The 20,035-nt window shown below is 66.6% G+C and carries 13 protein-coding genes; 10 read left to right on the forward strand and 3 right to left on the reverse strand.

Going from position 1 to position 20,035, the window contains the following annotated elements:
* Positions 1-23 precede the first annotated feature (23 nt).
* Complete coding sequence (locus tag AB1L88_RS21515; protein WP_367098757.1) at positions 24-1,874, forward strand: UbiD family decarboxylase; 1,851 nt, start codon at positions 24-26, stop codon at positions 1,872-1,874.
* Between the two features lie 39 nt (positions 1,875-1,913).
* Here the strand turns inward: AB1L88_RS21515 and AB1L88_RS21520 are convergent, their stop codons facing one another.
* Both AB1L88_RS21520 and AB1L88_RS21525 read right to left on the reverse strand, forming a co-directional pair.
* Complete coding sequence (locus AB1L88_RS21520; protein ID WP_367098758.1) at positions 1,914-3,194, reverse strand: Nramp family divalent metal transporter; 1,281 nt, start codon at positions 3,192-3,194, stop codon at positions 1,914-1,916.
* 45 nt (positions 3,195-3,239) lie between these two features.
* On the reverse strand, positions 3,240-5,516 hold the full coding sequence (locus AB1L88_RS21525) for a CehA/McbA family metallohydrolase (RefSeq protein WP_367098759.1): 2,277 nt from the start codon (positions 5,514-5,516) through the stop codon (positions 3,240-3,242).
* Between the two features lie 298 nt (positions 5,517-5,814).
* On the opposite strand from AB1L88_RS21525, the gene AB1L88_RS21530 reads away from it, so the two are divergent.
* On the forward strand, positions 5,815-7,101 hold the full coding sequence (locus tag AB1L88_RS21530) for an AsmA-like C-terminal region-containing protein (protein ID WP_367098760.1): 1,287 nt from the start codon (positions 5,815-5,817) through the stop codon (positions 7,099-7,101).
* 164 nt (positions 7,102-7,265) lie between these two features.
* Complete coding sequence (locus AB1L88_RS21535) at positions 7,266-7,988, forward strand: DUF1080 domain-containing protein (RefSeq protein WP_367098761.1); 723 nt, start codon at positions 7,266-7,268, stop codon at positions 7,986-7,988.
* 478 nt (positions 7,989-8,466) lie between these two features.
* Here the strand turns inward: AB1L88_RS21535 and AB1L88_RS21540 are convergent, their stop codons facing one another.
* Complete coding sequence (locus AB1L88_RS21540; RefSeq protein WP_367098762.1) at positions 8,467-9,120, reverse strand: CHRD domain-containing protein; 654 nt, start codon at positions 9,118-9,120, stop codon at positions 8,467-8,469.
* Between the two features lie 602 nt (positions 9,121-9,722).
* Between AB1L88_RS21540 and AB1L88_RS21545 the strand changes: the two genes are divergently transcribed.
* The 7 genes from AB1L88_RS21545 (at position 9,723) to AB1L88_RS21575 (ending at position 20,034) form a co-directional block, all read left to right on the forward strand.
* Positions 9,723-12,740 carry a zinc-dependent metalloprotease gene (locus AB1L88_RS21545; protein WP_367098763.1) on the forward strand — a complete coding sequence of 1,006 codons (3,018 nt, stop codon included), beginning with the start codon at positions 9,723-9,725 and terminating at the stop codon, positions 12,738-12,740.
* Between the two features lie 311 nt (positions 12,741-13,051).
* Positions 13,052-13,897, forward strand: a complete 846-nt coding sequence (locus AB1L88_RS21550) for a class I SAM-dependent methyltransferase (RefSeq protein WP_367098764.1) — start codon at positions 13,052-13,054, stop codon at positions 13,895-13,897.
* Positions 13,898-14,009: 112 nt separating this feature from the next.
* On the forward strand, positions 14,010-14,990 hold the full coding sequence (locus tag AB1L88_RS21555; RefSeq protein ID WP_367098765.1) for a S1/P1 nuclease: 981 nt from the start codon (positions 14,010-14,012) through the stop codon (positions 14,988-14,990).
* 500 nt (positions 14,991-15,490) lie between these two features.
* A complete protein-coding gene (locus tag AB1L88_RS21560) occupies positions 15,491-16,246 on the forward strand; it encodes an ABC transporter permease (protein ID WP_367098766.1) in 756 nt (251 codons plus the stop codon).
* Positions 16,247-16,368: 122 nt separating this feature from the next.
* Positions 16,369-17,682: an ABC transporter ATP-binding protein gene (locus AB1L88_RS21565; RefSeq protein ID WP_367098767.1), complete on the forward strand. Its 1,314-nt coding sequence runs from the start codon at positions 16,369-16,371 to the stop codon at positions 17,680-17,682.
* A gap of 220 nt (positions 17,683-17,902) precedes the next feature.
* On the forward strand, positions 17,903-19,183 hold the full coding sequence (locus AB1L88_RS21570; RefSeq protein ID WP_367098768.1) for a polysaccharide pyruvyl transferase family protein: 1,281 nt from the start codon (positions 17,903-17,905) through the stop codon (positions 19,181-19,183).
* Positions 19,184-19,227: 44 nt separating this feature from the next.
* Positions 19,228-20,034, forward strand: a complete 807-nt coding sequence (locus AB1L88_RS21575) for a hypothetical protein (protein ID WP_367098769.1) — start codon at positions 19,228-19,230, stop codon at positions 20,032-20,034.
* The last annotated feature ends 1 nt before the right edge of the window (position 20,035 follow it).

The following is a 20,035-nucleotide window of genomic DNA, read 5'->3' on the forward strand; positions in this document are numbered from 1 at the left end:
GGAAACGAGCTTGAGACGCTGGCATGGGTTACCGATCGCTCGCCGACTGCATCGCCGACCTGAGGTCCAAGGGGGATCTGATCGAGATCGCCGCCGAGGTCGACCCTCGCCTGGAGGTCGCCGCCATCCAGCGCCGGGTGTACGAGGCCCAGGGCCCGGCCCTCCTGTTCAAACGGGTGAAAGGCTGTGCCTTCCCCGTCGTCGGCAACCTGTTCGGCACGATGGAGCGCACCCGCTGGATCTTCCGCGACACCCTGGAGGCCGTCCGCCACCTCGTCGAGTTAAAAGTCAGCCCCCCGAACGGCTTCAAGCGCCCCTGGCGCTATCTCGACGTGCCGAAGACCGGGCTCAACCTGCTCCCCCGCCGGGTCCGATCGGGACCGATCCTCAGCCACCGCACCACCGTCTCCAGCCTCCCCCAGCTCGTGAGCTGGCCGAAGGATGGCGGCGCGTTCGTCACCCTGCCGCAGGTCTACACCGAGCACCCCGACACCCCCGGCCTGGCGAAGTCGAACCTCGGCATGTACCGCGTCCAGCTCTCCGGCAACGAGTACGAGAAGGACCGCGAGATCGGCCTGCACTACCAGATCCACCGCGGCATCGGCGTCCACCACGCGGCGGCCATCAAAAACGGCGAGCCGCTCCGCGTCAACGTCTTCGTCGGCGGCCCCCCCGCCATGACCGTCGCCGCCGTCATGCCCCTGCCCGAGGGCCTGCCCGAGCTGAGCTTCGCCGGCGCCCTCGGCGGCCGGGCCGTCCGGATGGTCCAGGCCCCCGACTGGCCCTTGCCCATGCCCGCCGAGGCCGACTTCGTCCTCTGCGGCACCATCGACCCGCACGAGACGAAGCCCGAAGGGCCCTTCGGCGACCACCTCGGCTATTACGCCCTCGTGCACGACTTCCCCGTCATGAAGGTCGATCGCGTCTACCACCGCCCCGGGGCCATCTGGCCGTTCACCTCCGTCGGCCGTCCGCCGCAGGAAGACACCTCCTTCGGCCAGTTGATCCACGAACTCACCGGCCCGCTCGTCCCCACCGTCTTGCCCGGCGTCAAGGCCGTGCACGCGGTCGATGCCGCCGGGGTCCACCCCCTCCTGCTCGCCATCGGCAGCGAGCGCTACGTCCCCTATGCCCAGGAGCGTCGGCCGCAGGAGATCCTCACCCAGGCCAATGCGATCCTCGGCCAGGGGCAGATGTCGCTGGCGAAGTACCTGCTCATCGTCGCCGAGCAGGACGACCCGGCGCTCGACCTGCACGACATCCCCCGCTTCCTCCGCCACCTCCTGGAGCGGGTCGACTGGGAGACCGACCTCCACTTCCAGACGAAGACGACGATGGACACCCTCGACTACTCCGGCCACGGCCTCAACCAGGGCTCGAAGGTCGTCATCGCCGCCGCCGGCCGCAAGCGCCGCGACCTGCCCACCGAGATCCCGACCGATCTGGATCTGAACCTCCCCGACGGCTTCTCCAACCCCCGCGTCTGCCTGCCCGGTGTGCTGGCCGTGCAAGGCCCCCCGTATGCCCCCGACCACCGCGGCGAGGACCAGAGCCAGGCCGCCTTCTGCTGGTCGTTCCAGCCGGGCGACCCCCTCAACGCCTTCCCGCTCGTCGTCCTGGTCGATGACAGCGACTTCGCCGCGCACTCGCTCAAGAACTTCCTCTGGGTCACCTTCACCCGCTCGAACCCCGCGGCCGACATCCACGGCATCGGCTCCTCCACCTTCCAGAAGCACTGGGGCTGCCGCGGCTCGCTCGTCATCGACGCCCGGATCAAGCCCCACCACGCCCCGCCCCTGGAGGACGACCCCGACGCCGAGCGCCTGGTCGACTCCCTCGGCGCCCCCGGGGGCCCCCTGCATGGCATCTTCTGATCGGTTCACCAGCAGGGCAGGGCGGGGCAGCACGTCGGATCACGACGGGCCGATCCCGCCCCCTCCCAGCAGGCCGGTCAGCCGGCCGACCAGGTCGGAAATGCCGATCCCGGCGAACGTCACCAGCGTGAGGATCAAGAGCAGGTTCGACCCCCAACGGTTCCGGAAGCCCCGGCCCACCCAGTCCTCCCGGTTGTTCAGGATCAACAGCGTCACCGCCAGCAACGGCATGAACAACGCCCCCAGCACCGCATGGGCCAGTTGCACATGCCTGACGGAAAGATTAATCAACACCAGTGGAACTAATGCAATGGCGATCAAATACCCTCGATAGGCCCGCGTCCGGTCGAGGTCCACGTCGACGATGGCGTCGGCGTCCCCCTTGCTGAGCTGCCGGAAGTCGGCGAACAGGTAAGGGGCACTCTGCCAGACCCCCAGCAGGCTCGAGAAGACCGCCCCCCAGAACCCGACCAGGAAGACCCAACGCGCCACCGGCCCGGCCGCCTCCCGGAGCTGATCGGCCAGCAGCAACGCCACCTCGGCCCCCTGGCGATCGACCGCGATCCGGGAGCTGATCACCAGCATCGCGATCCCGAACAGCCCCGTCGCCGCGTAGGCAATCCCCAGGTCGATCCGGCAGAGCCTCGCCCCCTCCAGGCCCGATCGGTTCGACTCCCGGATCCAGTACCCGTACGAGAGCAAGGTCACCGTCCCGCCCACCCCGCCCAGCAGGCCGACCGCGTAGGGCAGATCCCCCGATCGGATCGTCGGCCGCGTCAGGCCCCGACCGATCGCCTCGAAGTCCGGACCCAGGAGCGCCGCCGCCAGGATCACGCACACGAACATCGACGCGACCAGCACCGCCATGATCCGCTCGAACGTCCTGAACCCCCCGAACCAGACCAGGACCAGGCCGCCCAAGGCATGCACCACCGTCCAGATCGCCTGCGAGGTGCCCCGGTCACCCAGCGGAAACAGGCCGTCCCCCGCCACGCCGCACGCCTTGCCCAGCGACCCTCCGGTGATGAGCGACCAGAGCAGCAAGTACGCCAGAAACACCCAGCGAATCCAGCCCCCCAGCCGCGAGGTCCAGCCTTCGAGCAGGGTCGTCCCCGTGGCCATCTGCCACCGGGCCAGCCCCTCGGTCAACGCCCACTTGAAGACGCAGCCGATCACCACCGCCCACACCAACGCCATGCCCGCCTTCGAGCCGGCGTAGCTCGCCGTCAACAGGTCGCCCGCCCCCACCCCGGTGGCCGCGACCAGGAGGCCGGGGCCGATCAGGACCAGCAGCGACGGACGACCCGATGACTTCATCATCGCTCCTTCATCACCTTGCTCTTTGACAACTCGGACTCAGCACAATCACTCGGCCTCGCTCTCGGCGAGGATCGAGCGGTACGCCTCCCGGGCCGCCTCGTAGGCGGCCTCGGCCGCCTCCCGATCCTCGGGCCGGATCCCCTTGACCTTCTGCGACCAGCACTGATCGACGCTCTTGAGGCACCACTCGGCCGACCGCTTCGAGGCCCGGACCGGCTCGTCGTCGACCAGGACGAAGATCGGGTTCGTGTGCGAACTGGGGTAGATACGCAGGGCCACCCAGCTCGATCGCTCGATCGGCACGTCGAACGTCAGGTCCCGGAACGAGCCGTCGGCCTCGATCTCCTGCCGGGCGACCGGCTCGCCGTTGACGACCACCTCCACCGGCACCCGTCGCGAGTCGTCGATCCTCGTCCGCTCGACATCCCAGTACGGCTGCTGGCTCAACGGCCGGTTGCGGATCGCCTCGGTCCGCTCCGTCGGCTCCGGTTCCAAGAGGGCGGCCACCGAGGCGGAGACGCGGACCTGCCTCGCCTCGTCGATCCTCAGCTCGCTGCCGTTTTCGCCCACGGCCACGTCCTCGACCTTGAAATCGGCCAGGTGGCTCCGGCCGTCGGAGACGTACGAGCGGCCGTCCTTGATCCCCCGGACCCACCGATCGAAGTCCAGCGCGCCGTCGATCTTGACGTACGACCGGCCCAGGCCGACCCGCTCGCCGTAGATGCAGGGGAAATCGGTCTCGCCGCTGATCACCGCCCGGTAGCCGCAGTTCAGGGTGTGGTACCAGATGTTCAACTCCCACGGGGCCGGCGTATCCACGCTGGAGATGAAGTCCACCGCGTCCTGGGTCACGGTCACGATGTATTCATTGGCGCCGATCCCGTCGAACGGCGGGATCTCGTAATTCGGCAACTCCATCGACTCGGTCTGCAGGCCCCAGCCCGAATGCGAGTAGCCGACGACCCCGCCTTGCTCCCTGCCCCACTGCAACACGGGCAGGGTCCAGCTCGGCCATTCCTCGATCAGGGTCGTGCCCGGGTAGTCGTCCTCGGTCAATCGGAGCAGGCAGAGGTGCCCGGCGTGCGACGAGGGGAAGCCGGAGACCTCCACGTCGTATCGCATCAAATAATCGTCGGTCGAGAGCGGGTGGATGTCCCCCTCGAAGAACTCCTTCTGGTAGTACCAGCAGGGGCCCCAGCTCAGGACGCAGCCGACCGTCAGGTCTTCACCCAGGATATGCCGCATCATATGTTCCGGCTCAACCCCTTCCGTCGGGCTTTCATAGTGGGCACACCCGGCCGCGTGGACGTGGTGGTCGCCCGAGAACCAGCCCTTCTCGGCCAGGTTCGCCCAGCGTTCCAGCCGGAACGACTCGGTCTGCGTGCCGGCCCCTTCCTCGACATTGATCTGGCGCGACTTGACCCGATACTCCGGCCCCCGGGTGTACTCGACGTCGAACGTCCCCGGCGGCAGGATGACCGACTCGCCCGAGGCCCGGTAGATCTGCGGGTGGAAGAAGAAGTCCGGCGCCAGCCGACGGCCAGGAGACGGATAAACACGTCCTCTCGCATCCCGGATCAACAGCGAGGCCATCACCGGCGTGTCGTCCTCGTCCCGGATGTCGAGCGAGACGACCACGCCCGGCTCACACTGGAACAGGACATCGACGTCGGAGCGGAAGCCGAGGTCCTGGGTCCCCTGGCCGACGTCGAAGGTCAGCTTCGCCTCGCGGGGGCCGGCGTCCCGGCTGTAGATCTGGATGATCCGGTATTCGAGGGCCAGGCCCGAGAGGGTCGGGTTCATCGGCCGGTCGTCGAACATGGCGATCTCGGTCCAGCGGTCGGGGATCGACTCGGGCGGGATCGTCTGGTCGGGCGACGGGGAGGCGGTCGACCGGGTGTAGATCGGCGCCGCGTTCGGGCTGACGACGCGGAGCGGGGCGGTCACGCCCGCCTCGTTGTGGACCTTGACCAAAAAGGCCCGCCAGCCTTGCTGCGTCAAGCTCGGCTCGGCCGGGCCCTGCTGGGCCTTCACCCGGCTCTCGGGGTTGATCGAGACGCCGACGAGGCAGTAGGGGTCGAGGATCTCCTGGATTGCATCGGAGCCTTCCGATTCATCCCCCATGACGAACGCCCGTTCCAGCCGGGCCCGTTCCTCCCGGCCGAGCGGCCGGCCGATCACCTCCAGGGCGTCGGCCACGCGGCGCGCCTGGGCCGCGAGCGGCTGGAGCGGGACGCCGGGAACCCTGGGCAATTCGCCGGCCTCGATCGTCGCCGGGGCCAGCAAGATCAGCACGGCCAGTACGCGGAGCGGGCCATTCATCGGGGAATCCTCCGGGGAACGTGCACCGAGCCTTGGAATCAGGAACGTCTCGGCCGACTCGTGAGGGGTGACCGGCTCGATGGCCGAGGGTCGATCACCGCCCGCCGGGGCCGATCGGTCGCATCGCCGAGGCTAGCCGGGGCGCCGGGCCGATGCAACCGACCGCCCTCGAAGTTCCGCTTGCCGGCTCCGACGGCTTGGGGTATGGTCCCCGCGACATTCCGGGGCGACGACCCGCGCCGCTCTCGTTGGCGGGCGGAGAGGCTCCGCGTCCCCTTCGGGCCTACGGAGGCTCGCCATGCGAGGTCCGAGACGCCGGCTCCTCGGCCGACGTTGGCTGATCGCCCTGGTGGTGGCCCCGCCGCTGTTCTGGACGGCCGTGCTGACGTTCGTGCCGACCGACTGGGCCCGACGCGCCATCGAGGATCGGGTCGAGCGCATCACCGGCTGCCCGGCCCGGCTGGAGCATGTCCGGTTCGGCCCGCTCGGCGGGATCCACCTGAGCGGCCTGGCGATCCTGGAGCCGGGCCAGTCGGCCGACGAGCGGACCGCCCCCTGGGTCGAGGCCGGCTCGGTCCGGGTGGATCTGAGCCTCGGGGCCTTGCTGGTCGGCCGGGGAGAACCGAGCCGAGTCGACGTGGGCGACCTCTCGCTCCGCCTGGCCCGCGACCGGGACGGGCAGTTCCCCCCCTGGCTCTTCCTCCAGAACGCCGAGCCTCCCGAGCTTTCGGTCATCGACGACCCGGCGGGCGGTTCCCAGACGCGGGGGCCGATTTCCTTCCGGCTCGCCCGGGGGCGGATCGTCTACGTCGACGCCCAGGTGGCCACGACGGTGGCGATCGACGACCTGAAATGCTCGGGGACCTGGTGGCCCTCGGTCGTCGAGATCGACGACCTGCGCGGGACGCTCAACGGCGGGACCTTCGCCCTGGCCGCCGAGATCGAGCGCGGGCCGGCCCCGGCCTTCATGGGGCACCTGGAGGCCCGGGGGGTGCAGGTCGGCTCGAACCTGGGGCTGCTGACGTACCTGGTCCCGTACCTGGCCGGGACCTCGGAGCAACTCGACGGCAAGCTCGACCTCGACCTCGAACTGAAGGGGCAGGGGAGCACCGGCGGGGAGATCCGCGACTCCCTGAGCGGCCGGGGGATGGTCCAGATCGACCCGATCCGCCTGGAAGGCTCGTCGCTGCTGATCGACCTGGCCCGGATCATGCCGGTGACCCAGTACGGCAAGGTCGGCTCGCTCCGGAGCGAGTTCTCGATCGACGACCGCCGCATCCTGAGCCGGAAGATCCAGCTCAACCTGGGGGGCACGCCGATCGTCCTGGCCGGCGGGTCGGCCTTCGACGGCCGGATCCATTATCAGCTCGACACCTCGCCCCTGGCCGGGAAGATCGGCCCGGACATGCTGGCCCTGCTCGCCGACGCCGGGCTCTCGCCCGAGGACCTGCTCGACCTGAAGATCACCGGCTCGATCGACCAGCCCCAGGTGCACGTCGGCCGGGTGACCATCAACGCCCGGCAGGACGGCCGATCGACGCTCGACGCCATCACCCGCCGGATCCGGGAACGCCTGCGCCGCTGATCGCCGGCCCGAGGCCCGGGCGCGGGCCTTCGATCGGCCGGGAGGCGGGATCGTTGTGGAGCCCCCCGGGGGGTGCTACGATGCCGGTCGGCCTCGGCCCCCCGATTCCCAGCGATTCCCCAGATGCGGCCGATGCCCGATCTTCCCCAGGAGACCACGACGCGATGAACTCCCTGATGAATCTCCCCGGACGCCTGGCGGCGAGCGCCCTGCTGGCGATCGGCCTCGGCATGCCGGCCCTGGCCGACGACGACGAGGCGATCGACGTGACCGAGGGCGGCGAGCAGATCGTCCTGCTGCAGGACGACTCGCTCGACAACTGGGCCATCCACGTCGACCCCCGGACCGAGCCTTACAGCCCCGAGTCGAAGGCCGAGGGGATCTTCACGGTCGAGGACGGCCTGCTCGACGTCACCGGCGAGCGCTTCGCCTGCCTGACGACCAGGGAGGCATACAAGAATTACCACCTGGTCCTCGAATTCAAGTGGGGCGAGAAGAAGTGGGCCCCGCGGGCCGACGTGATCCGGGACTCGGGGATCCTGATGCACTGCGTCGGGCCGGACAAGATCTGGACGACCTCGATCGAGTGCCAGATCCAGGAGGGGGACTGCGGCGACTTCTTCATGGTCGGCAACACGACCCTGACCGTCGACGGCGAGACCAAGACCGGCGGCCGGTTCATCAAGTCGCCCGACGCCGAGAAGCCCAACGGCGAGTGGAACACGATCGAGGTCATCTGCGACGGCGACCGGATCACCAACATCGTCAACGGCACGGTCGTCAACGACGGCACCGGCGCCAGCGTGACCGCCGGCCGGATCGCCTTGCAGTCCGAAGGGGCCGAGGTCTTCTACCGCAACGTCATCCTGAAGCCGATCGAGCGCTGATTGGCCCGAGTGATCGGCCGGCCGGCCCTCGCCCAGAACGACGAGGGCCGGCCGCCCTCGATCGGTCGACGGGGGTTTCCCCAGACGTATTCCGTCGTTCGGCGGCGTTGGAGGCTCGCGGTCATGGCGACGTCGCCGCAGTTGCCTGAGCAGGACGCCTCCGACCGCTGGCACTGCCCGGCGTTCGACCGCGTCATCGAGAGTGGTTTGTGCTGGGAGTGCAGTATGGCCGGGCATGGCGGGCCATCCGACACGGCCGAGTGGTTGCGCAGGTGGGCAGCCGGCTCCCGGTTCGGCTCCGTGGCCGGGTTCCAGGCCGTGTGTGCCGGTTGCCCGCATCGCCCGTGGCACCAGTCGACGGACCAGCCGGGGGACACTGCGTAACCGCTCCTCGTGCCGCAGCAAACCCGGCCCGCCGCGGCGCTCACGGGTCACATCGAGGCTCGTCTCGGCGGGCCGGTCCGCTGAGCTTCGTCGGCTATGAGACCCTCGACATGATCTTCCGCCTGCTCCGACGCACGAGGCCGATGGTCGCGACGGCGCCGATGCCGCAGAGGGCGAGGGTGGAGGGCTCGGGGATCATGAGGATCTGGCCCCGGATCTCGCCGGCGGGGAACTGCCTGGTGTGGAAGTTCAGGTAGGTCTGGCCCGCCAGGAGGTTCGGGATCTGGGCCGCGAGGGTGGTGTTGCGCCCTTCGGTGAGGTCCCACTTGCTGCTGATCACCCCCCCGACCCCGCTCGCGAACGGGGTGACGACGACATCGTTGGGGTTGTCGTCGTTGAAGGGGGAGCCGAAGAACCCGAAGACGACGGGGGCGTTGACCCCCGGGCCCGCGGGGCTGTGGATATGGGCCGCGACGAGGTCGTCGTTGGTGTCGGCGGTTTGCGACCCGGTGAAGTCGATGTTGAAGACCGTGACGGAGAAGGACAGGGCGGTCATGTCCGCGTTCAGGACCAGGCTGGCGTTGCCGAAGGATTCCGGTCGCGGATCGTCGGTGTCGGTCAGGAAGTCTCCCTGGCTCGTCTCCTGATCGTGCGACAGGATGGCGTAGAAGAGTGTCTCGGCCTGCCCGGCTGAAGCCGTCGCCAGGACGATGAAAAGGGCCGAGATCGCCGCGTTGCCTCGAACCATCGCAGGGGCTCCTCAAAAAAAAATGGAGGGGCAGGGGAGGCGGCGGGGCCTGCCCGACTCGGCGGGCGCCCTGATCCGCCCCCTGCCTCACTTTCGTTAGCAGAACCGGCATCAAGAGACACTTGAAATCCTGCCGCGTCCCGAAAAAGGGACTGGCCGAACCGCGAGGGACCGGGGACTCGGGGGGCGGGGGGGACTGCGGAGGAAGAGATGCCGGCCCTGCGCCCGGACAATGCCCCGCAGGAGGCGGCGCGAGGAGAAGGATCGCGCAGGGCGACCGTCTCGTCACAATCGGCGCAATCGCCCAGCTCGGCCGCATCTTCCCCGATTTCGTTCGGCGTGGGACTTGTTGCGTGCGGGGGAATTCGTCAGGATTGAAGGGCATGAATGATCTGGAGAATCGGTACCGATCCGGATCGCTTGCCGCTTCGTAGAGAGATACGAGACTCGACACGAGCCGCCCGCCCAACTCGTTCCCGCGGTGATCGCCGACCGACCGCTTGCCTCCTCTCCCCAGGTGGTCCGGGAATCGGGTCCTCGTCCGTCGTCCGAGAACGCTTCGAGCCTTCCTCCACGTTGATTGACCCCCGTAGAGAGACGCCATGATGATGCGCTTCCCGAGTTTCGGGTCCCGCTGGCTGGCTCCGATGCTTGGCCTTGCCCTGCTGAGCGGCGGGCTGGCCTCGCAGGCGATCGGCCAGCAGGAGGAGTCCCCCTCCGAGTTCCCGTCCGGCCCGATCCCGACCGGCCTGCCCCCGGAGATCATGGCCCGGCTGGCCTCGGGAGGGGCGAACGGCAACCAGGCCAAGCCCGACGACTTCCCGCCGCTCGACAAGGTGATCGAGGGGTACGAGAAGGTCGTCTCGATGCTCGACGGCAAGCCGAGCTTCTTCAACATCTGGGTCCGCAAGCGCGACGGCCAGATGCTGGCCGAGCTGCCCCGCGAGTACATGAGGCAGAAGCACTACATCGCCCTGACCGTGGCCAGCGGCGAGCGGTTCGCCGGCCTGCAGGCGGGCGACATGTACGTCTACTGGAAGCCGTACGACAAGCGCCTGGCTTTGATCCAGCCGAACGTCGAGGTGCGATCGACGGGCGACAACGAGTCGAAGGCGTCGGTCCAGCGGCTCTTCACCGACCGGGTCCTGCTCGACATCCCGATTTTGACGATCGTCCCGCAGGGCGGCCCGGTGATCGACCTGGACGAGCTGCTCGTCGGCCAGGCGGCGAAGTTCTTCGGCAACAGCGTCCGGATCAGCAACCCGAGGCTGGCGGCGATCAAGACGGCCAAGGCGTTCGAGCAGAACGTCGAGCTGGCCTTCGAGGTGCCGATGGAGGACGGGCAGCTCCGGACCCTGCACTACTCGATCAGCCTCATCCCCGAGAACACGGGATACCGCGTCCGGAAGGCCGACGAGCGCGTCGGCTACTTCACGACGGCCTACTCCGACCTGGGCAAGTTCGCCGAGGGGGAGAACCGGGTCCGCTACGTCAACCGCTGGCACCTGGAGAAGGCCGACCCGAGCCTGAAGGTCAGCCCGCCGAAGCAGCCGATCGTCTTCTACATCGAGCACACGACGCCGATCCGCTACCGCCGATGGGTCCGCGAGGGTGTGCTCTACTGGAACAAGGCGTTCGAGAACGTCGGCTTCTCCAACGCGATCGAGGTCTACTACCAGGACGCCGCCTCGGGCGCCCACATGGAGAAGGACCCGGAGGACGTCCGGTACAACTTCATCCGGTGGCTGAACAACGACGTCGGCACGGCGATCGGCCCGAGCCGGGTCAACCCCCTGACCGGCCAGATCCTCGACGCCGACATCATCCTGACCGACGGCTGGATCCGGGCCTTCTGGCGCGACTTCAACCAGGAGCTGCCGAAGATGGCCATGGAGGGGTTCAGCCCCGAGGCCATGGCCTGGCTCGACGCCAACCCGAAGTGGGACCCCCGCATCCGGATGGCCCCGCCGGCCGACCGCGACCTCTTGATCGCCCAGCGGGCCATGCGAGGCCCCCAGCCGCTCGGCGGGCACCCGGCCGGCTACGTCGACCCGACCCTGATGGGGGACAACGAGTTCGACGGCCTGATCGGCCGGATGAGCCAGGTCAACGGCCTCTGCCTGGCCGCCTCGGGACGCGCCCGGGACGTGGCCGCCCTCCGGCTGCACCTGGCGACGCTCGACGACGGCCACGGTCACAATCACGCCGCCCCGGCCGAAGGGGACAAGGACAAGGAGAAGGACGGCGAGAAGCCCAAGGACGAGCCGGAGCCGAAGGAGATGCTCGACGGCATCCCCGAGGAGTTCATCGGCCCCTTGCTGGCGGATCTGGTGGCGCACGAGGTCGGCCACACGCTCGGCCTGCGGCACAACTTCAAGGCGTCGGGCCTGTACACCCTGAAGGAGATCAACAGCAACGCCCTGAAGGGCCAGAAGCCGTTCACCGGATCGGTGATGGACTATAATCCCGTGAACATCAACATGGAATCGGGAGAGGTCCAGGGCGACTGGACGATGATCGACATCGGCCCGTATGACATGTGGGCCATTGAATACGGCTATACGACCGACGAGAAGGACCTGAAGAAGGTCCTCTCCCGGGTGTCTGAGCCGGAGCTGGCCTACGGGACCGACGAGGACACCGGCGGGCCCGACCCGTTGGCCCGGCGCTACGACTTCTCGAAGGACCCGCTCGACTACGCCGAGAACCAGATGCGGCTGGCCCGGTATCACCGCGAGCGGCTGCTGGAGAAGTTCGTCGACGACGGCGACAGCTGGGCCAAGGCCCGTCGCGGCTACGAGATGACCCTGGGCTTCCAGGTCTCGTCCCTGAACATGCTCGCCGGCTGGGTCGGCGGGGCGCACGTCAACCGCGACAAGAAGGGGGACCCGGGCGACCGCGACCCGATCGAGGTCGTCCCCGTGGCCCAGCAGCGCGCCGCCCTGGCGTTCATCATCGAGAACGCCTTCAAGGACGACGCCTTCGGCCTGACCCCCGAGTTGCTCCGGCGGATGTCGGTCGACAAGTGGCTCGACGGCGACGGCTACCGTTCGGCCCTGAACGACGAGCCGACCTGGCCGATCCACGACCGGATCATCGGCATTCAGGCGTCGGCCCTGACGATGCTGATGAACCCGACCACGTTGCGGCGGGTCTATGACAATGAGTTCCGGATCCCGAGCGACCAGGACGCCCTGACCCTGCCCGAGCTGCTCGAGACCGTGGGCGAGGCGATCTGGACCGAGCTGGAGGAGCCGGGCGAGGGGCCGTTCACCGACCGCAAGCCGATGGTCTCCAGCCTGCGCCGCAACCTCCAGCGCGAGCATCTCGACCGCCTGATCGACCTGACCCTGCCCAGCGGCGGGACCGGGGCGGCCCAGAAGCCGATCTCGAACCTCGCCCAGATGGAGCTCCGCGAGCTAAAGGAGAAGGCGACGAAGGTGCTCGACGCCACCAACGGCTCGGCCGACTCCTACACGAGGGCCCACCTGCTGGAGACCGTCGATCTGATCGACCGGGCTCTCGACGCCCAGGTGATTTACAACACTCAGGACCTCTTGCCCACCTCGGGCCGCCCGATGGTCCTCTTCGGCGAGCAGGGCGTGCCGTCCTCTCGCTGAGTCTCGGAGCAGGTCGGGGCGCCGTCAATCGAATCGCCCCGACCGAGTGATTGGTGTCTTGACAACGGCCGGAGACGATCCTCGATTGCCGACGAGGATTGTCTCCGGTGTCGTTTCCGGGGAAGCGTTTCGCTCGGCCTCTCGGGCCGAGCTTGACCGTTTGAGTCCGTCCGGGTAGAGAACGCTGTCCCGGTCTCTCGAAGCTCGTTCGCGCCGTCTGCTCGGGCGATCGGGCCTCGAACGGATTGATCGAAGCAGGTCAAACGGAAGTGCCTGCCGAGGACCGACCGGCCGCCAGGAGGAAACCGGCGATGCAAGGCGGAGCAACTGGGCATCGGATCGGCCTGGCCCATCGGGCCCGACAACGGCTCCGGCGCGTTGCCGAACGAACCCGGCACCACGTCCAGGGGATGCCGATTCGACTGGCCGAGCGGGCCGCCGGCTTACCCGTGCCGCCCCCTCGCCTGCTGCACGACATCGGCAATTCCGTCGATCCGACCTGGTTCCTCCGGGGAGGGCGCTGGGCGGCCGAGGACATTCGAAACGCCGTCGCCCGCCACGGGGTGCCGATGGAGGACCTCGGCGCGTTGCTCGACTTCGGCTGCGGGGTCGGCCGGGTGGTGCGGCACTGGTCGGGCCTGGCGGCGGCCGGGGTCGAGATCGTCGGGACCGACGCCAACCCGGCGATGATCGATTGGTGCCGCCGGCATCTCCGGTTCGGCCGCTTCGCCGTCAATACGCTCGACGGGCGGGTCGAGGCCCCCGACGATCGGTTCGGCCTGGCCTACGCCCTGTCGGTCTTCACGCACATGGGAGCGGCCCGGCAGCGGCACTGGATGGCCGAGATGCGGCGGGTGATCCGGCCCGGCGGCCTCCTGGTGCTCACCCTGCACGGCGACGCCTACCGAGACGGGCTCCCGCCCGGGCTGCGCGAACGGTACGACCGGGGCGAGATGGTCGAGGTCGGCACCGACCGCGAGGGGAGCAACGATTGCGCCGCCTTCCATCCCCCCCGGACGCTGGCCTACGGGCTGGCCGAGGGCTGGGAGATCCTGGAATGGCACCCCCGGGCGGCGCGCGGCAACCCGGTCCAGGACTTCTATCTCATCCGGAAGCCGAAGGACGCCGAGCGGCCCACTCCTGCGGAGTCGGGGTGATCGGGGACGGAGACGAGATCGGATCTGGGAAAAGGGGGGCGTGATCGCGTATTCTGGTTTGCCCACCACGATGCGTACCGCCCACCCCACCCCTTCGCCGAGTCCTCCGCCGATGCGATCCCTGTCCTGGCCGACCGGGTTGGCCGTTGCCCTGCTGCTGACCGCCGCCGCCGATCGGGCGCCCGCGGCGAGCCTCTGGAACGATTGCGGGCACCGGGTGATCGCGGCCATCGCGTTCGAGGAACTGAGGCCCGAGGCCCGTCGGGCGATCGTTGAACTCCTCGACCAGCATCCGGCCGCCCGGGATGCGACCTTCTGGGCGCAGCATCCGCTGAACGGTGACGATGCCGCGCTGAACTGCTTCATGAACGCGGCCGTCTTCCCGGACGACGCGAAGCGGCCCGGCCCGTTCAAGCGGTACGACATCGGCCGGGCCCACTTCATCAACTTCCGGATCATGGTCGATCGGGACGGAGAGGTTGAAGTCTTGCCGCCGTTGCGGGACCTGGAGGACGACGACCCGCACGGCGACATCCTCGAATCGCTGGAGACGAACCTGGCGATCGCCCGGGACCGCTCGGCCCCGGACTCGGATCGGGCGGTCGCCCTGAGCTGGATTTTCCACCTGGTCGGCGACCTGCACCAGCCGCTGCACACGGTGGCCCGCTTCTGCCCGGCGACCCCGAACGGCGATCGGGGGGGCAACGACATCAGATTTGACCGGGGAAACCTGCACGGCTACTGGGACCGGGCGCTCGGGTCCGATGCGTCGGCCGAGTCGGTCGAGGCGCTGGCCGCCGCCTTGCGGCTGGAGCATCCTCGGGAGTCGTTCGCGGCTCGCCTGGCCGAGTCGGACCAGGGGCAATGGTCGGAGGAAGGGGTTGAGCTGGCGCTGCGGTCGGTGTACCGCAACCTCGACCCGACGCTGGCCGAGTTCCCCGACATCCCGATCGGTTACGAGGCCGACGCCCGGGCGGTCGCGCGTCGGCAAGCGGCGCTGGCCGGGTATCGGCTGGCGGACCTGCTTTCCGGACTCGTCGCCGCGCAGGAGGCTGCCCCCGGTGCGGGGCGGGAAGCCCCCCACACCCCCTGAAATTCCCGGCGGATGCACGTTCACCAGGTTTTCATTTGACAAAAAATGGTGGCGCTCGATACGGTGATTCAGCCAGGGGAATTTTCAGAGACGTGTCACAACTGCTGGTCGAATCCCGAACATCATTCCAAGATCAAATCGTTCACTCTCGAACCCTTCGGATCCCATCCGCGGATTGAGATGGCGTTCCGATGAGATGCGACGAACGAATCCCGATGCCGACGAACGCCCCGGCGCACGCGGTCAGCCACGCCTTCGACCGGGCCGGGGACGCGGGATTCGTCACGAACGAGTTATCCACAGGGGGCCGCTTCGCGGTTTGAGTATTGGAGAGGGATCCAGGAACCACGACCGGAGACTCGGCGTCCTCGGCGGGGACGGTCGCATCGCCGAAGCCTTCGGCCACCCCACTGTCCGACTCTCTGGTCATCGAGGCCCCGTCGGGTTGGCAACTGGTCGACCTTCGCGAGCTGGTGGAGCGGCGCGATCTACTCGTGTTCATGACCTGGCGAGGGATCAAGGCGCGTTATGCGCAATCGGTCCTGGGGATCGGCTGGGCGGTCTTCCAGCCGGTCGTCACGATGATCATTTACACGATCATCTTCAGCCGGGTGGCGAAGATCTCGCTGCCGGGGAACCTGCCCTACTCGCTGGTGGCGTTCTGCGGGATCGTCCCCTGGCTCTTCTTCTCGACGGGGTTGACCGGGGCCAGTAACAGTCTGGTGCAGAACAACTCGATGGTCTCGAAGATCTACTTCCCGAGGATCATCCTGCCGCTCTCGCAGATCCTCTCGAAATTCGTCGACCTGGGGATCATGGGCCTGCTGCTGGGCCTGCTGATGATCGGCTACAAGATCGCGGGGTACGACTTCGCCCCGAGGCCGGAAGCGGCGGTCGTGGTCCCGGCCATGATTTTGCTGGCGTTCGTCGCGGTGCTGGGGATGAGCCTCTGGCTGGCGGCGATGGCGGTGCAATACCGGGACGTGGCCTACGCCCTGACCTTCGTGATCCAACTGGCGATGTACATCACGCCGGTGATCTACACGACCGAGATGATCCCCGGGCGCCTCATGCCGATCTTCGGCCTGAACCCGATGCTGGCGGTCATCACGGGCGTCCGGGCCAGCCTACTCGGCGCCCCGTTCGAATACCACCTCCCCTTGATCCTCGAAGGCACGCTGGTTGCCACGACCCTGCTGGTGACCGGCCTCTTCTACTTCCGACGATCGGAACGCCTGTTCGCCGACGTGGCCTAGCCTTGGTGTGCTCCGACTGCAAGGCATTGCCTCGATCGATCGATCGGTCGGGGCAGGCCAGGCCACCGCGTCGGTCCGCTTCCGATTCCCTCCGCATCCTCCGAGTGCCCCCGAACATCACCATGTCGAACACCGCCATCAGTGTCGAAGGGCTGAGCAAGCTCTACCGGATCGGAGTCGCCGAGGAGCGCCACGAGTCGCTGCTCTCGGCCTCGATCGATGCGATGAAACGGCCGCTGAAGAACTTCCGCAAGCTCTGGCGCCTGGACACGTCGCGATCGGGGGCCGAGGAGGAGGACGACCTGCTCTGGGCGCTGCGCGACGTGTCGTTCGAGGTGCCCCGGGGCGAGGTGCTCGGCGTGATCGGCCGCAACGGCGCGGGGAAGTCGACCCTGCTGAAGGTGCTCTCCCGGGTGACCGCGCCGACCGCCGGCCGGGTGGTGGTCAACGGCCGGGTGTCGTCGCTGCTGGAGGTCGGCACCGGATTCCACCCGGAGCTGACCGGCCGTGACAACATCTACCTGAACGGCACGATCCTGGGGATGACGAAGCGCGAGATCGACGGGAAATTCGACGAGATCGTCGAGTTCTCGGGCATCTCGAAATTCCTCGACACGCCGATCAAGCGGTACAGCTCGGGCATGAAGGTGCGGCTGGCGTTCTCGGTGGCGGCCCACCTGGAGCCTGAGATCCTGATCATCGACGAGGTGCTGGCCGTCGGCGATTACGAATTCCAGCGCAAGTGTCTCGGGAAGATGGAGTCGCTCGCCCACGACGCCAGCAACAACCGGACGGTGCTGTTCGTCAGCCACAATATGGGGATGATGCGGTCGCTCTGCACCCGAGGGGTCGTGATGCGTCAGGGCCAGCTCGGCTTCTCCGGCCCGATCGAGGAGGCCGTCGAGTTTTACGAGCAGGAATTCGCACAGATCGCCCAGCACGGGCTCGTGCGGCTCCCGGACGACCCCTCGCTCCCGATGCAATTTCACGAAGTCTGCGTGGCCGACGGCTCGGGGCAGCCCACGGATTCGGTCGACCTGTTCGAGCCGGCGACTCTCCTGATCCGGTACAAGGTTCGCGAGTCGCTACAGGGGGTCAATCTGGGCTTCAGCCTCACCTACCGAGGCACGAAGATTCTCGGCAGCTTCGACACCGACGAGCAGCCTGAGTTGCTCCAGCATCGAGCCCCCGGGGATTACGAGGTCCGGATCGAGTTGCCCACCGGCATCCTGAAAGCGGGTCTGTACACGATCAATTTCTCTTGCGGCCGGCCGAATGGGGCCCAGATGATTCACCGTCTGGACGATTTCATTCAGTTCGAGATCAAAGAATCTTTCGACCTTTCCCTGAAGAGTTACTCGGTACAACGCCCTTTTTTCGTGGCAACGCGTCTCAACTGGGAACGAGCCGAGGTCGATCTGCCGGCGGTGACCTGAGCTCGGTTCTCACCGGTGCGAGCGCCCTCATCAAGCCCGACGTTCCGAACATTCCCCGAGCGGGAACGATGTCTCGAGGTCGACATTGGCCGCAGGCTGGTCATGTTTGCGAGCACAACAACGGCTATCAATCCCCCATTCGGATTCATGAAGGCGTGAGCATTGAGAGTCGAAGATTTTCGTTCCGGAACCTGACGCGCTTCTTCGAAACGGACTGTCCATGAACCTCAGATCGATCTTTCACTTCGGCCGAACGACCCTGACCGACCCGGTTTCCGCCCGACGGAAAATCTCGGCGAAGCTTGGGCGGACGCTCTCGGGCAGTGTCGAGCTGGAAAGCCTTCTTGATCGTCGAGATGAAGGGAAAGGAACGCCGGTCGTCCATGCGGCGAACTTCGGTCAGTCGAATGCGGGCGACCCGTTCCTTGCCACGGTGCTTCGCGACCTCGTGAGCGTTCGTTGCGGCCCGATTCAATGGTCTGGCTTGCACGTTCACCGTGAGACGAAGCCGGAGATCATCCGCTTCATCAATCGGAATAAGGGGTTGATCATCGGGGGGGGGGGATTATTCCTCAAGGATACGGGAGCTAATCCGAACAGTGGTTGGCAATGGAATTGCAGTGTGGATTCCCTGAATGCGATTAAGGTTCCGATCGTCGTATTCGCCGTTGGTTACAATCGCTTTCGGAACCAGCCCGATTTCGAACCCGTGTTTCGGCAGCACTTGCTCCGCCTGGCCGAGAAATCCGCATACCTCGGACTTCGGAATTCGGGGAGCATCGAGGCGATCAAAGGCTACTTGCCGGAACGCTTGCATCACAAAGTCATTTATCAACCGTGCATGACGACACTACTAACACGCCTTTATGCCGATCAGCTTCGGGCGATCCCCAAGGGTGAAGAGTTTATCGCGGTCAATTGTGCCTTTGACCGGTCATCAATGCGGTTTGGCGAGAAGGAAGGCGCCATCCTCACTTCGATTGCCGAAGCCCTCCGCAGGCTGAGTCATCAGTATCCGCTGAAGTATTATTCGCACTTGCCAAAAGACGAACAATTTCTCACCTATCTGGACCAGAATCAGGTTCCTTACGAACTGGTGCGGCTCTCGGGGGCCTCGATGCAATCGATTCTCGAGGCATACGCCTTGCCGGCCTTGACGATCGGCATGAGGGGACATGCTCAGATGATTCCTTTCGGCTGCGGCCGTCCGATCCTCTCGCTGATCTCGCACGACAAGCTCCGCTGGTTTTTGAACGACGTGGGGGCCGAGGACTGGGGGATCGAGGTTGAATCGCCCGATCTCACCGATCGGATCGAGCATTCCGCACGCGACATTCTTGCGTGTCGCGACGAAGCCGAACGGCGAATTCACGAGGCAACTGCAAGGCTCTGGGGCATCACCCAGACCAATCTCAAGACGATGGCTGATGCCTTCGGTCTGCATTGGTCCCCATTCAATTCAATCATCCCCTCGAATCCCATTTCGCTCAAATCAACATGATCGAAACGCTTTACATAATGGGTAATGGGCCAAGTCTTGGACGCTTGACCGAGCAGGAGCGGGGCGTCATCGCCGGCTCGGACTCGATTGCGATGAATGCCTATGCGCGGCACTTCGATCAGGTCGGGATCGTGCCGACGCATTACCTGCTGCTCGATGAGGATGAGACCAGCCTGGAGGTACTCGCGGACGTTCCAGCGATTCTCGCCAGGGAACCGTTCACCAGAACCAGGCTCTGGTTGACTCAATCCTGGTTCGACCGCTTCCCAGGCGATCGGAGCAGGTGTCGGTTGGTCGAGCATACCCCGTTTTTTCGGGTTGCCAGTCCCCCTCAGTTCCGGATGCGCTTCTGGAAACCTGCGGTGAGGAGAGAAAACCTGCTTTGGGTCAAGGAACGCCTCGAATCGAGATCCATGGGGGTGCAAAGTCCTTTCTCGATGAGCCGACTGCTGCACTACTGGGCTAAATCAACCGATCAGCCCTTGTTTTGTTTCAGAGGGACCCTGACAGCGGCCCTCAATCTAGCCTGGTTGAAGGACTATCGGACCGTTCAGCTCGTTGGCGTCGATCTGACCGATGGCTCGCATTTTTATGGAAAAGAGGCGTATCAAGCCATCGTGGAACGAGATAATCAACGCTTCCAGACTGATACGAAACTCCGCCACGGAACCACGCTCTGGGTGGGCGACGGCTTCGCGCCACCGGTGCAGCCGGTTCTAAGCCGGATCGCGGAGTTGTATCGTCGTACGGGCCGTACGCTTTATGTCTCAAATCCCGAAAGCCTGCTGGTCCGGGAAGGCATCATCCCGCACCGTTCAATCGTTCCTCAAGACCTGGTCGCGACATCATAAA

The sequence above is a fragment of the Tautonia sp. JC769 genome (assembly GCF_040717455.1).
Lineage (GTDB): Bacteria > Planctomycetota > Planctomycetia > Isosphaerales > Isosphaeraceae > Tautonia.